At 64.6% G+C, this 13,767-nt stretch carries 8 protein-coding genes; 2 read left to right on the forward strand and 6 right to left on the reverse strand.

What is annotated here, in order from left to right:
- Window positions 1–3 precede the first annotated feature (3 nt).
- Together ACNQP3_RS12370 and ACNQP3_RS12375 are read right to left on the reverse strand one after the other, a co-directional pair.
- Entirely contained in the window at window positions 4–3,132 is a 3,129-nt protein-coding gene (locus ACNQP3_RS12370; protein ID WP_069943134.1) for an efflux RND transporter permease subunit, read from the reverse strand.
- Window positions 3,133–3,143: 11 nt separating this feature from the next.
- The gene (locus tag ACNQP3_RS12375) at window positions 3,144–4,319 is read right to left on the reverse strand and encodes an efflux RND transporter periplasmic adaptor subunit (RefSeq protein WP_012272124.1); all 1,176 of its coding nucleotides are present in this window, start codon (window positions 4,317–4,319) and stop codon (window positions 3,144–3,146) included.
- Window positions 4,320–4,510: 191 nt separating this feature from the next.
- Between ACNQP3_RS12375 and ACNQP3_RS12380 the strand changes: the two genes are divergently transcribed.
- A complete protein-coding gene (locus ACNQP3_RS12380) occupies window positions 4,511–5,212 on the forward strand; it encodes a response regulator transcription factor (RefSeq protein ID WP_012272125.1) in 702 nt (233 codons plus the stop codon).
- 6 nt (window positions 5,213–5,218) lie between these two features.
- On the forward strand, window positions 5,219–6,517 hold the full coding sequence (locus ACNQP3_RS12385) for an ATP-binding protein (protein WP_012272126.1): 1,299 nt from the start codon (window positions 5,219–5,221) through the stop codon (window positions 6,515–6,517).
- Here ACNQP3_RS12385 and ACNQP3_RS12390 read toward each other — a convergent pair.
- Genes ACNQP3_RS12390 through nrfB form a run of 4 tightly spaced genes read right to left on the reverse strand, consistent with a single transcriptional unit; the run spans window position 6,492 to window position 13,640 of the window.
- Window positions 6,492–7,583: a sensor domain-containing diguanylate cyclase gene (locus tag ACNQP3_RS12390; RefSeq protein WP_012272127.1), complete on the reverse strand. Its 1,092-nt coding sequence runs from the start codon at window positions 7,581–7,583 to the stop codon at window positions 6,492–6,494. The two genes, ACNQP3_RS12385 and ACNQP3_RS12390, sit on opposite strands and share 26 nt — an antisense overlap.
- A 41-nt stretch (window positions 7,584–7,624) precedes the next feature.
- The gene (locus tag ACNQP3_RS12395; RefSeq protein WP_012272128.1) at window positions 7,625–8,464 is read right to left on the reverse strand and encodes a DUF4434 family protein; all 840 of its coding nucleotides are present in this window, start codon (window positions 8,462–8,464) and stop codon (window positions 7,625–7,627) included.
- Complete coding sequence (locus tag ACNQP3_RS12400; RefSeq protein ID WP_264317093.1) at window positions 8,464–11,469, reverse strand: phage receptor; 3,006 nt, start codon at window positions 11,467–11,469, stop codon at window positions 8,464–8,466. Before ACNQP3_RS12400 ends, ACNQP3_RS12395 begins: the two co-directional genes overlap by 1 nt.
- Window positions 11,466–13,640, reverse strand: a complete 2,175-nt coding sequence (gene nrfB, locus ACNQP3_RS12405; protein WP_012272130.1) for a cyclic di-3',5'-guanylate-activated glycosyltransferase NrfB — start codon at window positions 13,638–13,640, stop codon at window positions 11,466–11,468. Before nrfB ends, ACNQP3_RS12400 begins: the two co-directional genes overlap by 4 nt.
- Window positions 13,641–13,767: the final 127 nt, after the last annotated feature.

A 13,767-nucleotide genomic window follows, 5' to 3' on the forward strand; every position in this document is an offset into this window, starting at 1 on the left:
CAGTCAGCTTTCACCGGCCACCGGATGCGTGGCAGCGTTTTGCGTCTGGCGCCGCCCGGACAGGCGCATCACCACCACGAAGAACACCGGCACGAACACCACCGCCAGGGTGGCGCTGAGCATGCCGCCGATCACCCCGGTGCCGATCGCTTGCTGGCTGGCGGAACTTGCGCCGCTGGCGATGGCCAGTGGCACCACGCCGAGGATGAACGCCAGCGAGGTCATCACGATCGGCCGCAGGCGCAGGCGGGCGGCTTGTACGGCAGCGTCGACGGCGTCCACGCCCTGATCGACCAGGTGCTTGGCGAACTCGATGATCAGGATGGCATTCTTCGCCGACAGGCCGATCAGAGTAATCAGGCCAACTTTGAAGAATACATCGTTGGGCATGCCGCGCAGGGTCACGGCCAGCACTGCACCCAGCACGCCGAGTGGTACCACCAGCAGTACCGCAGTCGGGATCGACCAGCTTTCGTACAGCGCCGCCAGGCACAGGAACACCACCAGCAACGACAGCGCCATCAGCATCGGTGCCTGGCTGCCGGAAAGGCGTTCCTGCAGGGACAGGCCGGTCCATTCCAGGCCGGCACCGGCTGGAAGCTGCGCCACCAGGCGCTCGACTTCGGCCATGGCCTCACCGGAGCTGTAGCCGGCCGCCGGTTCGCCGGAAATCGACACCGCCGGGTAGCCGTTGTAGCGGGTCAGCTGCACCGGGCCGCTGACCCATTTGGCCTGGACGAACGCGCCCAGTGGCACCATCTTGCCGCTAGTGTTGCGTACGTGGATTTTCAGCAAATCCTCGACCTGGCTGCGCTGGTTGCCTTCGGCCTGCACCACCACCCGCTGCATGCGGCCCTGGTTGGGGAAGTCGTTGACGTAGCTGGAGCCCACAGCCACGTCCAGCACCGTGCCGATATCGGCAAACGATACGCCCAGGGCATTGGCCTGGCGGCGGTCGATTTCCAGCTGCACTTGCGGGCTTTCCGCCAGCGAGGCTTCACGCACGTTGGTCAATACCTTGCTTTTGCCGGCGCTTGCCAGCAACTGGTCACGGGCCGCCATCAGTTCGGCGTGGCCCATGCCGCCACGGTCCTGCAGGCGGAACTCGAAGCCGGTCGATTCGCCCAGGCCGTCGATTGGGGGTGGCAGTACCGAGAAGGCGATGGCGTCCTTGAGCTGGCTGAAGGCCATGGTCGCGCGGTCGGCGATCGACTGGGCGCTGTCATCGGTGCCGCGCTCGGACCAGTCCTTGAGCGTGGTGAAGGCCAGCGCCGCGTTCTGCCCGCTGCCGGAGAAGCTGAAACCGAGAATCAAGGTGGTGTTGCCCACCCCCGGTTCCTCGGCGTTGTGCGCCTCGATCTGCGCGGCTACCTGTTCGGTGCGCATGCGGCTGGCACCGGGCGGCAGTTGGATGTCGGTAATGGTGTAACCCTGGTCTTCGGTGGGCAGAAACGCCGTGGGCAACTGGCTGAACCCGTAGCCCAGCACCGCCAGCAGCACTGCGTACACCGCCAGGTAGCGGCCACTGCGCTTGAGCGCCTGTACCACCCAGCGTTGGTAGCCGTTGCTCATGCTTTCGAAGCGGCGGTTGAACCAGCCGAAGAAGCCTTTGCGTGCGTGGTGCTCACCTTTGGCCACGGGCTTGAGCAGGGTGGCGCACAATGCCGGGGTCAGGCTGAGGGCAAGAAACGCCGAGAACAGGATCGATACCGCCATCGACAGCGAGAACTGCTGGTAGATCACCCCCACCGAGCCTTGCATGAAGGCCATGGGCAGGAACACCGCCACCAGTACCAGGGTGATACCGATGATCGCCCCGCTGATCTGGCCCATGGCTTTGCGCGTGGCCTCTTTGGGCGGCAGGCCTTCTTCGGCCATGATGCGCTCGACGTTTTCCACCACCACGATGGCATCGTCGACCAGGATGCCGATGGCCAGCACCATGCCAAACAGGGTCAGCACATTGACCGAGAAGCCCATGGCCAGCATCACGGCGAAGGTGCCCATCAATGCCACGGGCACCACCAGGGTCGGGATCAGCGTGTAGCGCAGGTTCTGCAGGAACAGGAACATCACTGCGAACACCAGCAGCATGGCTTCGAACAGGGTGTTGATGACCTGCTCGATCGACACTTTGACGAACGGCGAGGTGTCGTAGGGGATGTCGTACTTGACGCCTTCCGGGAAGTAGCGGGCCAGGTCCTGCATCTTCGCCCGTACCAGGGTGGCGGTTTCCATGGCGTTGGCCCCCGGCGACAGCTGCACGCTGAAGGCGGTGGCCGGCTTGCCGTTCAGGCGCGTGCCGTACTGGTATTCCTGGGCGCCGATCTCGACCCGGGCGACATCCCCGATGGTCACCGTGGAGCCATCCAGGTTGGCGCGCAGGACAATGGCGGCGAATTCTTCAGGCGTGCTCAGCTGGCCCTTGACCACTACGTTGGCGGTGATTTCCTGGGTGTCGCGGCTGGGCAGGTCGCCAATGCTGCCAGGGGCGACCTGGGCGTTCTGCGCCGCGATGGCCTCGGCCACGTCGTTGGGCGTGAGGTTGAAGCCGATCAGCTTGCGTGGGTCGATCCAGATGCGCATGGCGCGCTCGGAGCCGTACAACTGAGCCTTGCCGACGCCTTTGAGGCGGCGGATTTCGTCCATCACGTTACGGGCAAGGATGTCCGACAGCGCGGTTTCGTCGAGCTTGCCGTCTTCGGAGGTGAGGGTGGCCAACAGCAGGAAGCCCGTAGACACCTTCTCCACTTGCAGGCCCTGCTGGGTGACTGGGCGTGGCAGGCGCGATTCGACCACCTTCAGGCGGTTTTGCACGTCGACCTGGGCCAGGTCCGGGTTGGTGCCTGGGGCGAAGGTGGCGGTGATGGTGGCGCTGCCCAGGCTGCTCTGCGACTCGAAGTACAGCAGGTTGTCGGCGCCGTTGAGTTCCTGCTCGATCAGGCTGACCACGCTTTCGTCCATGGTCGCCGCCGAGGCGCCTGGGTACACGGCGTAGATCTCCACCTGTGGCGGTGCCACGTTGGGGTACTGGGCCACCGGCAGTTGCGGGATGGCCAGCGCACCGGCCAGCAGGATGAACAGTGCGACCACCCAGGCGAATACCGGGCGATCGATGAAGAATTGCGGCATTGATCAGGCCCTCACTGGCCGATGTGCTGAGCGATGGGAGGGGCACCGGGTGTGGTGTCGACCTGCACCTGGTCGCCGGCCTTGACGTGCTGCAGGCCCTCGATCACCACCCGCTCGCCGGCGGCCAGGCCCTCGCTGACGATCCAGCGGTCGCCCTGGGCGCTGCCCAGGACTACCTGACGGTCGCTGACGCGGGCCTGCTGGTCGACCACCAGCACCTTCGGCACGCCGGCGCTGTCGCGCAGGATGGCGCGTTGCGGCACGCTCAGGCCCTTGGCTTGCACCGCCTGCTCCAGGCGTACGCGCACGTAGCTGCCGGGCAGCAGGTCGAGGTCCGGGTTGGGGAACTCGCTGCGCAGGGTGATCTGGTTGGTGCTGGGGTCGACGCTGATGTCGGAAAACAGCAGCTTGCCCGGCAGCGGGTAGGCGCTGCCGTCGTCCTGGATCAGGGTGGCGCGGGCCTGGCTGTCGCCTACCTGTTGCAGCTCGCCAGCACGCAGGGCGCGGCGCAAGGCGTTCAGCTCACGGGTCGACTGAGTGACATCGGCATGGATCGGGTCCAGTTGCTGGATGGTCGCCAGCGGGGTGGTCTCGTTTTGCCCGACCAGCGCGCCTTCGGTGACCTGGGCGCGGCCGATACGGCCGGAGATCGGCGCGGTCACAGTGGCGTAACCGAGGTTCAGGCGAGCCCGCTCCAGGGCTGCTTTGGCTTCGGCCACTGCAGCGTCGGCCTGCAGGAAGCTGGCTTTGGCGTTGTCGTATTCCTGGCGGCTGACGGCCTTGTCATCGACCAGCTCGCGGTAGCGCTGCTCTTGCAAGCGCGCCTGGTACAGGGTCGCCTCGGCCTTGGCCAGGGTGGCGCGGGCGCTGTCATGGTCGGCCTTGAACGGCGCCGGGTCGATCAAGAACAGTACATCGCCCTGTTTGACGTCGCTGCCTTCGCGGTACACCCGCTTGAGCACCACGCCAGCGACCCGCGCGCGCACTTCGGCGGTGCGCGGGGCCAGGATACGGCCGCTTAGCTCACTGCTGATGGCCAGGGGTTGCAGTTGCAAGGTTTCCACCCGCACTTGCGGGGTGGGGGCTTTTTCGTCTTGCTCGGCGCTGTCGCCGCAGCCGGCCAGGGACAGGCTCAGGAACGCCAGGAGCGCCAATGGGCGCAGGCGCGGGGAGAGGGTAGTAGGCATGCGGATCTTCCGATGATGACCGTGTCTATGCTAAGGCAGGTGCTGCCTGGGCGGCTGTTAATACCTGTAGGGCGAGTGTGAAAAAGTGTGAAGAACAAGCCTGTGGCGCGGTAGTGTTCTATATCCTGAGTGTTCCTGTGCCGGCTTCTTCGCGGGCACAGGTATACCTCAACCCAGACTCCCAAGCACCTATGCCGAATATTTTACTGGTCGAAGACGACAGCGCCCTGTCCGAGTTGATCGCCAGCTACCTGCAACGCAACGACTTCCATGTCCAGGTGATCGCCCGGGGCGATCATGTGCTGGACGAGTACCGCCGGCAAAAGCCCGACCTGGTCATACTCGACTTGATGCTGCCAGGCATCGATGGCCTGCAGCTGTGCCGCCTGCTGCGCCAGGAGTCGCAGAGCCTGCCAATTCTCATGCTGACCGCCCGCGACGACAGCCATGATCAGGTACTGGGCCTGGAAATGGGTGCCGACGACTACGTGACCAAACCCTGCGAGCCACGCGTGCTGCTGGCGCGCGTGCGTACGCTGCTGCGCCGCAGCAGTGTCAACGAGCCGCGGCTGGACAACGACCTGATCCTGATCGGCGGCCTGCGCATCGACCTGGCCGAGCGCACGGTCAGTTGGCGCGGCGAAGAGGTGGAGCTGTCCAGCGGCGAGTACAACCTGCTGGTGGTGCTGGCGCGCAATGCCGGCGAGGTGATGAACCGCGACCGTATCCTGCAACAACTGCGTGGCATCGAGTTCAATGGCACCGACCGCTCGGTGGACGTGGCCATCTCCAAACTGCGGCGCAAGTTCGACGACAACGCTGGCGAAGCACGCAAGATCAAGACCGTGTGGGGCAAGGGGTACCTGTTCAGCCGCGTCGAGTGGGAGTGCTGATCGGCCATGCTCAAGATCCTGGTGCGGCTGTACCTGGTGATCATCGTCGCCTACGCCGGCGCGTTGCTGTTCATCCCCGACACCATCGTTGGCCTGTTCCGCGAGCGCTTCATGGCCTACAACCTGGACCAGGCAAAGGGTGTGCAGGCGTTGATCGTACGCCAGTTCCGCCAGGCCCCGCGTGAGCAGTGGCCGGCGGTGGAGCAGGAACTGGCCGGTGATTTTGCGCCGCTGGAGCTGAAACTGCTGCGCATGGACCAGGCGGGTTTGAGCGAGGAAGAACAGGCACGCCTGGAGCATGGCCTGTACGCGGTGCGTATTGCCGAGTGGGGCTACTACGAAACGGTGCTGGCGCCGCTGGACAAGCAATGGCTGGTGCGGCTGCATTCGCCGCCAGACCCGCTGGACATCAACGTGCTGTCGTGGGGCGTGACGGTGCTGATCGGTGCGGCCATGCTCGGGTGCCTGCTGCTGTGGGTCTGGCCGCACTGGCGCGACCTGGAGCGCCTCAAGGAGACCGCTCGGCGCCTGGGCCAAGGGCAGATGGCCGAGCGCACGCACATTTCACCACACTCCAACATCGGTGAGCTGGCCGGGGTGTTCGACACCATGGCCAGTGACCTGGAGCGCCACGTCAACCAGCAGCGCGAGCTGCTCAATGCGGTATCGCACGAGTTGCGCACGCCGCTGACCCGGCTGGATTTCGGCCTGGTGCTGTTGTTCGACGAAGTGCCGCCGGCCAGCCGCAAGCGCCTGCTGGAACTGGTCGGGCATGTGCGCGAACTGGACGAGCTGGTACTGGAGTTGCTGTCCTATAGCCGCTTGTACAACGCTGACCAGGCTCGCGAACGGGTCGAAGTGTCGCTGCTGGAGCTGGTCGACAGTGTGCTTGGCAGCTTTGCCGAGGAGCTTGATGGCCGTGGTATCCAGTGGGAAGTGCGGGCCGAAGGTGACCTGCCGCGCTTTGTGCTGGACCCTCGGCTGACGGCGCGCGCGGTGCAGAACCTGGTGCGCAATGCCATGCGCTATTGCGACGAAAGCCTGTTGTTGCGCTTGCGCCTGGAAGAGGATGGCGCCTGCCTGCTGACGGTGGAGGATGACGGGATTGGCATTCCGGTGGAGGAGCGCGAGCGCATTTTCCAGCCGTTCTACCGGCTAGACCGAAGCCGCGACCGAAATACCGGTGGGTTTGGCCTGGGGCTGGCGATCAGCCGGCGGGCCATCGAGGGGCAGGGTGGTACCTTGACCGTGGCACAGTCGGCGCTGGGTGGGGCGCAGTTCAGGATTCGCTTGCCAGCCGGGTAGTCCACAGCACGAACCGGTCCTTGCCGGTGTGCTTGGCTTCATACAGCGCCTGGTCGGCCTTGATCAACGCCATGGTCAATGTATCGCCCGCGCTCACCTGGGCCAGCCCGATACTGATGGTCACCGGGTGTGTGCCCGCATCCTCGCGTACCCTGCGTACCAATGCCTCCATCTGCTGCTCGGCACCTTGCTGGTCCAGCCCTTCAAGAAAAATGGCAAACTCCTCGCCGCCCAGTCGGGCGAACTCGGAATCGACCATGGCGGCCTTGATATGCAGTGCCACGCGTCTTAGCACTTCATCACCAATGTCGTGGCCGAAACGGTCATTCACTTTCTTGAAGTTGTCTATGTCGACCATCGCCAGGTATTGCCCGGGCGTTGCCAGTTTCAGTTGTTGCTCCGTTTTGGCCATGAACGAGCGGCGGTTGGGGATTTCGGTCAGGGCGTCGACGTAAGCTTGTTCAAGCAGCACCCTGGACAGGTAGAAATTGTGCAGTTTGGCCTTGCGCGTCTGCAGGTAGCTGTAGGTGATCAGGCCGCTGAGAAACACGGCGTAACTGACCAGCATGGCGCCTTCGAGCGCGTCGGGCTCGATACGGGTGTGGTAGAACGGGTTGAGCATCACCCAGGTGATGACCATGGCGCTGAAGAACGACCAGCGTCGCACCGGCAGCACCGACACGGCGTACAGCACGGTGGATACGCCAAGTACCAGCCACACCGGGCGCAGGGCCACCGGGATGCCTTCGATCAGCAGGCGCATGCCCAAGGTGATGATGGTGATGAACAGCAGGTTGAGTACATCGAAGTGATGGCTGCGGCGGGTGAAATGCAGTACTACGCAAAGGCTGCCGAGCGCGGCGATGAACAGGTAGGACAGCCAGGTGAAACCCTGACCGCCGAGAAAACTGACGATCAGGTCGAAGACCAGCCAGATCAGGATGCTGATGCAGAACACCAGCAGGCAGAACGGGCGCATGGACTCGAATTCGTGTTGTCGGAACTCGGCGCGCAAGGCGGCGGGGGCGACCTGCTTGCGCACGTGTTCTTCGATGGTCTTGAACATCGGTGGGCTCCTCGGAGTACTGCTTTGCCAGGCCAAACAACTCAATTTTGTGGCAAGACACCTGTGGCCCAAGGCCGGTAGCGCAAGGCAAACACCGCCTCGGCATGGCACCCGCTGCCCAGCTTGGGCTCGGCAGGTTCGGCCCTGAATGGCTGCCCAGGCGCGCTCACCTGGCGGAACGCCTCGCGCACCACGCCTACCCGGCATGGCAAGGCCTGCTCGTAGCTCTGGCGCACCAACGGCGGCAAACGCTCTGTACCGGCGCCATCCTGCCACCACACGGTCAAGCCCAACCCGACCAGTTGATCCAGCCAGCTGGCATGGACGCGCGGCGACAGCTTGCCAGCACTGAATGCACTGATGTGCAACGGTTTGTCCAGCTGGCGGTTGAACGCCTGCAGTTGGCTGTAGAGCGCATCGCGTCGTTCGGCATCACGAAAATGCTGGTCGTCCAGTTCCATGGGCAGGTACCAGCCATCCACCGGCAACTGCCACACCTGACGAAGGTGTTGGTACTGGCTGAGCGAACGGCCCAATTGCGCCTTCCAGTAGCTGTTCAGGCCCTCGCCATCCAGTTGCTCGAGGCGCTGGTAATAGGCCGGGTCCATGTACAGCCCCATAACCAGCTGCAGGCCCTCGGCACGCGCCGTGCGCAGGCTGTTGGCCAGCCAGCCCTGGGCGCCACCGAAATCGCTGTCGCCATAGGCGCTCCATTGCACGATCAGGGTGTTGCCACCTTGGGCAGCGGTGGCATGCCACAGTTGCTGCCATTGGGCGGGGGTGACGCTGGCATCACGGTTCAGCGGTTGGTAGAACAGGCGCTGGTCGGCGGAGGCCTGTAGGCACAGGACCAGCAGGCAATAGGCGATGATCGTACGCATCAGAAAGTCATCTCCGCACCGACCAGCACACCGTTGGCGCGCTCGTAGAGGTTGCCGCCCAGCGATTGCTGGTATTCGGCACGCACTTTCAGCGAGCCGCGGTAGGCGTTGTAGCGGTCGTCGTCGAACCACCATTGCCAGCGCACGCCGACCCCGGCGCGGGCATCCTGGCGCCAGTCGTTGCTTGGGTCCTGGCTGGAAAATTCGACAAAACCGTAAGGCATGAGGGTTTGCGGGGAGCTGCCCGGCAGTTTCCAGGCGTGGCCCTGCTGGAAGCGTGACAGCCAGGCGTGGTCGCCGGCACGGGTCCACCAGGCGGCGTCGAGGTAGAGGAAACGCTCGTTCCAATCGTCCTCATCGACACGCCAGTCGTTGCGCCAGTCACCCTGGTCAAGGAACGAGGCGGTGGCGCGCAGCAGCAAGTCGTTGCTCGATTCGGCGTGGTGACGTAAATCGCCCCAGTTGCCGCCGACCTTGGCCGGGCTCAGCAATTGGCCAAGGCTGAGGCCACGGTAGTGTTCTTCGTCGATCTGGCGCTGGTGGTACAACTCGGCATACAGGTTGAGGTTGGCCTGGCCGAGCGGCTTGTAGCGCAGGCCGACCCCGGTACCCATGCTTTGTGCATAGTCGGTGCGGCTCTGGCCGCCGAACAATACCCGGCCATACACCGACAGGGTGCTGCCGTTGCGGCTGGGCTCCTCGCCCAGAGCGTGGTCCCACATGGCCAGTTGTACGTTCTGCGATTGCGCCCGGCGCGAGCTGCCGCTGCGCTGGCCATTGTCGAGGAACTTGTCGTTGGTGGAGGTGCCGGCTGGTGACCAGGTGCTGGCCAGGGTAATGGTGTCGCGACGTGACAGGCTCTCGTGGGCGCGGCGCTGACGGTACTTGCGGGCTTCGAGGCTACCGTACTCGTCATCAGCGTCGACCAGGTTCTGCTCTACGTCGAGGATGCGCCGCAGTTCGCGGCGTGCCGCAGCGCTGTCTTCATGCTCGTCGTAGCGCAGGGCCAGTGTTTCGCCCAGGCGGTAGTCTTCGGGGAAGTCGTGGGTGGCGCGCTCAAGGTAGGGGATCGACTGAATGCGCTGGGCCTTGTCTGTCGAACCGGCCAGGCGCATGCCGTAATCGGCTCGATAGCGCGGCTGATCGGGGGCCATGCGCACGGCTTCGGCCAGCCAGGCGGTGCTTTGCGCGCTGTCGCCAGCCAGTTGCGCAGTACTGGATGCGGCGTAGTAGTGATCGGCGCGCGGGTTGTGCGCCAGAGCCTGGCGCTGAAAGCCCAGCGCGGTCTGCGGGTCGCCTTGGCGCTGGGCGATGGCGGCGCCCAGCGCCCAGTCATCGGCGCTGCGGTGTGCGGCGGCGTCCCAGTAGCGGCGGGCGGCATCCGCGTCGCCTGCATTCAGCGCGCCACGGGCGGCGGTGAGGCGGGCGTTGTCGGTCCAGGCGCTGTCCGGCAGGCTGCGCCAGATGGGCAGGGCGGCTTCGGAGTCGCCGGCCGCTTCAAGTGCGTAGGCCAGTGGCAGACGGTTGCCATTGTCGCCCAGGCGTTCGGCGGCCTGGTAGTAGACCACCGCTTCGCCCGGCTGCTCGGGCATGGCGCAACGCCCAAGGGCGCGGTACTGGCCGGGCTCGCTTGGGGTAGCTGGCACGGCCTGGCGCACGGCATCGCACAGGCCGGCCTCGGCCAGCCGGCCAAGCAACTGGGCGCGGGTATTGGCGTCGACCCGGGGGATCAGGCTGAGCATGCGTCGGCTGTCCAGTGGGCCGTCGTTGCGGGCATACAGGTTGCCCAGGCGCTGCAGCAGCGAGGGGGTGAGGCGGCCCTGGCGACGGTCGTAGGCCTGCTCCAGCAGTTGCCGGGCGCGATCACCGTGGCCCTGTTCGGTCAGCAGGAAGGTGGCTTGCTCCAGTGCGGCGAGGTCGCCGCTCTGCCGGTAGCGTTTCTCCCATTCGGCAGCGGTGCGCGGCTGCGCAGGTTGTGGTGGGTCGCCGTACAGGCGTTGCTTGAGCACCGCGTAGGCCCGCGGGTCGGTACTGGCGGTGCAGCCTTTGAACTGTTCACGGGCCAGATCCGGGTCTTGGTGTGACAACCAGTCGACCGTTTCCAGGCAAGGGCGTTGCAGGTCGTTGCTCAGGCGCTGCACCAGTGCAGCGTCGTCGCCTTCGCGGGCCAACTGCCAAAGTTGCTGGCGCTGTTCGGGGTGCTGCAGTTGCTCGGGCGGTAGCGACTGCAGCCAGCGTTGGGCTTGCTGGTGGTGGCCAACGGCAATGGCGCGGTTGGCCATGGCCAGGCGCGCCTGGTTGGCCGCTGTGGCGGATGGCGCGCTGGGTAACAGCGCATTCAGGCCTTTTTCGTCGACTTTCTGGATATAGGCATTGGCCAGGCGTTGCCAGTCTTCGGCGGGCAACTGGCCTTTGTCGGCCAGCGGCTGCAGCTGTTCGATGGTTTCTTTCCAGTTGCGCAGTTGCTCGGCGAAGTTGGCCCGAGCCAGGCGCAGTACCTGGCCGTCGTTGCCGGGCGGTAGCTGGTTGAGCCAGTCCAGCGCCTTGGCCGCGCCACCAAACTTGGCCAGGCTCAGGCTGTAGGCCTGCCACAGGCGCACCCGCTGGTTGCCGTCGCTGGCGGCCAGCCATTGTTCCACCTGGCTGGCCGCCGGTGGGTCCTGTTCGATCCAGGTCAAGCGTAGCGCCAGCAGGGCGTCGGCATACTCGGGGCTGTCGCCCAGCTGCTCGGCCTGCGCCTGGGCCTCTTTGTAACGGCGTTGGTGGGCCAGGGCCTCGACCAGCAGGGCACGCGCCTCGTCGTTGTTCGGCACCCGCCCCAGCACGTGGCGAGTCAGGCGCTCGACTTCCGCCCAATTGTCCTTCTTGGCCTCGCGGTAGCTGCGGTCCATGAACGGAAAGCTGGTGAACCGCTGAAAGTCGGTCATCGGCGCCGAAGCAGCGGCGGGCAGGGCAGCGCAGAACAGCAACAGTCCAGTGAAAGTCAGGGAAAAGCGCGGCTTCATGCCACCTCCCGGGTCAGGTCAAAGGCGGCCTGCTGTTCGCTGGCCTGTTCGATCAGGGCCTGCTCCAGCACCTGTTCGGTGATGATGCCTCGGGCGATCAGGTGCTCGCCCAGGCTCTGGTGTTCAGGGTCGAAGTCGATCAGCGCCTGGTTGAACAGGGTGACCGGGACCATGCCCCGCACCTGCAGCAGTGCGCCGAGCATGACCTGGTGATGGCTGACCCGCTCCAGCAGCGCTTCGTTGTCCTGGTGGCGTTCAAGGACGGCCAGCATGTCGCGGGTTTCTGGCTTCTGCCAGGGGCTTGGGTAGTGGTAGCGCAGGCCCAGCGTGACCCGGCCCTGGGGTGCCAGGCGGGCCTTGACCGGGCGTTTCAGCTGGCGGCTGATAACCCCAAGCGACACCTGGCTGACCGGGCTTTCGCTGGCCAGGATCAGCGTGTCGCCGTCTTCATCCACCGGCAGCACGCCATAATGCGTGGCCAGCTTGCGCGGCAGTTTGGCGATCAACTGCGGGTCGAGCTTGAACGGGTTCAGCGGTGCCCAGGGCAAGTCCAACTGTTCGGCCAGGGTGGCCACCAACTGCTCGCTGTTCAACCAGCCGCGCAGTAGCAGTTCGCGGCCCAGGCGCCGGCGAACCGGGCTGGTGATGGCCTGCTGCAGCTGTTCGTCGCTGATCAGGCCCTTGGCCACCAGGCGCTGGCCCAGTGGTATGCGGGCAGGTGCGGCGATGGCGGGGAACTCGTGGGTGGTCTTGTCCCAGGCCACGCGCCGCGAATCGCCCATTTCCATGACCTGGCGCAGGGCGCGCAGGTTGGCGAAAAAATTGACGAAGTTGCTCCACATCATCCGCGGTGCCGACAGCAGGCCCTCGCCGATGCCATAGAAGCGGGTGACGAACCAGGCGCGCTGGAACAGCCGGTTGAACAGCATCAGGCCGTTCAGCCACAGCAGGGTCGACAGCAGCCAGCTGTCGCTTAGGATCGACATGAAACGCCACGAATTCGGCGCGACCACCGTGACCAGCCACATGGCCAGCAATACCAGCAGCAACAGGTTGACCAGAAAGCTCAGCAGGTAGGCGAACAGCCCACGGCGGTCACGCCAGAGGAAATAGTTGAGTGCGCCTTTGCGGCTCCACCCGAGGTTGCTGGTGCCCTGGAACACGATGCCGACAATCCAGCGCGACTTCTGCCGGATGGCATGCTGCCAGTCACGTGGGAAGTGCTCGCGTACGCAGATTACCTGGGAGAACTCGCGGCTCATGCCCGGGCGCCAGTCCTGCTTCAGGGTCAGTGCCGGGTCGGTGATGGAATAGCGGGCGAAAATGCACTTCATGCCTTTTTGCTTCAGGCGAAAACCGATGTCGTAGTCTTCGGTCAGGCTCTGTACGTCGAAGGCGATGCCGTCACCGTCCTCGAGCAGCGCGCTGATGGCGCGGCGGCTGAAGCAGGTGCCGACGCCGGCGCTGGGCACCTGGCCCGTCAGCGCTTCACGCACGATCACGTCCTTGCCGTGGTTTTCGGCGAACTCGTCGACATAGTGGCCGGCAGTAAAGCCCTTCCATTCCGGTGCGTAGGGGTACACCGGGATCTGGATCATGTCCTTGCTTGGCAGCAGGTAGTTGAACAGGCGCAACTCCATGGGCGAGATCACGTCTTCGGCGTCATGCAGGATGAAGCCGGCAAACTCGATGCCCGCGTCCTGCTGGAAGCGCAGCAACGCGTCGATGATGTTGTTCAGGCAGTCGGCCTTGCTGGTGGGGCCAGGGCGCGCGCAGACCACCTTGTGCACGTTGGGGTAGTGCAGGCACACCGCGTCGACGTCGGCCTGGGTTTGCGGGTCGTTGGGGTAGGTGCCGACGAAAATCTGGTAATTCTCGTAGTCGATCGTCGAGGCTGCCAGGCGCGCCATCTCACCGACCACGCCTACTTCGTTCCAGGCCGGGACCATGATGGCCAGGGGTTTTTCCGGCACCTCGAACAAGCGCTTTTCATCGGCTTTTTCGAACTTGTCGTAAATGCGAAAACGCCGGATCAGCTTTCGCCCCCAATAGCACAGGTCGATGAAAAGGTCGTCCAGGCCCAACAGGAACATCAGCGAGGCAAGGGTGATTGCCAGAATTTTCAGGCCGAACAGCACATAGGTGAGAAAATCGATGAATGCCAAACTCATGTGGCAGCCACCGAAAGGGTAGAGGGGGCCATCGTCATTATCCTCGCTCGGTTCCTTCGACGAAGTTGTACGAGATGTCACTATTTGTACGGGATAGATACAAGCAGCCGAACGCGATGTTGTCCAA

The sequence above is a fragment of the Pseudomonas sp. LFS074 genome (genome assembly GCF_047978165.1).
In the GTDB taxonomy this organism is placed as follows: domain Bacteria; phylum Pseudomonadota; class Gammaproteobacteria; order Pseudomonadales; family Pseudomonadaceae; genus Aquipseudomonas; species Aquipseudomonas putida_P.

Excerpts from the sequence above, each read along its gene's own strand:
- ACNQP3_RS12370 (WP_069943134.1), bottom strand. The coding sequence starts at position 3,132 with ATGCCGCAATTCTTCATCGATCGCCCGGTATTCGCCTGGGTGGTCGCA.
- ACNQP3_RS12395 (WP_012272128.1), bottom strand. The coding sequence starts at position 8,464 with ATGCGTACGATCATCGCCTATTGCCTGCTGGTCCTGTGCCTACAGGCC.
- ACNQP3_RS12390 (WP_012272127.1), bottom strand. The coding sequence starts at position 7,583 with ATGTTCAAGACCATCGAAGAACACGTGCGCAAGCAGGTCGCCCCCGCC.
- ACNQP3_RS12400 (WP_264317093.1), bottom strand. The coding sequence starts at position 11,469 with ATGAAGCCGCGCTTTTCCCTGACTTTCACTGGACTGTTGCTGTTCTGC.
- ACNQP3_RS12385 (WP_012272126.1), top strand. The coding sequence starts at position 5,219 with ATGCTCAAGATCCTGGTGCGGCTGTACCTGGTGATCATCGTCGCCTAC.
- ACNQP3_RS12380 (WP_012272125.1), top strand. The coding sequence starts at position 4,511 with ATGCCGAATATTTTACTGGTCGAAGACGACAGCGCCCTGTCCGAGTTG.
- ACNQP3_RS12375 (WP_012272124.1), bottom strand. The coding sequence starts at position 4,319 with ATGCCTACTACCCTCTCCCCGCGCCTGCGCCCATTGGCGCTCCTGGCG.
- nrfB (WP_012272130.1), bottom strand. The coding sequence starts at position 13,640 with ATGAGTTTGGCATTCATCGATTTTCTCACCTATGTGCTGTTCGGCCTG.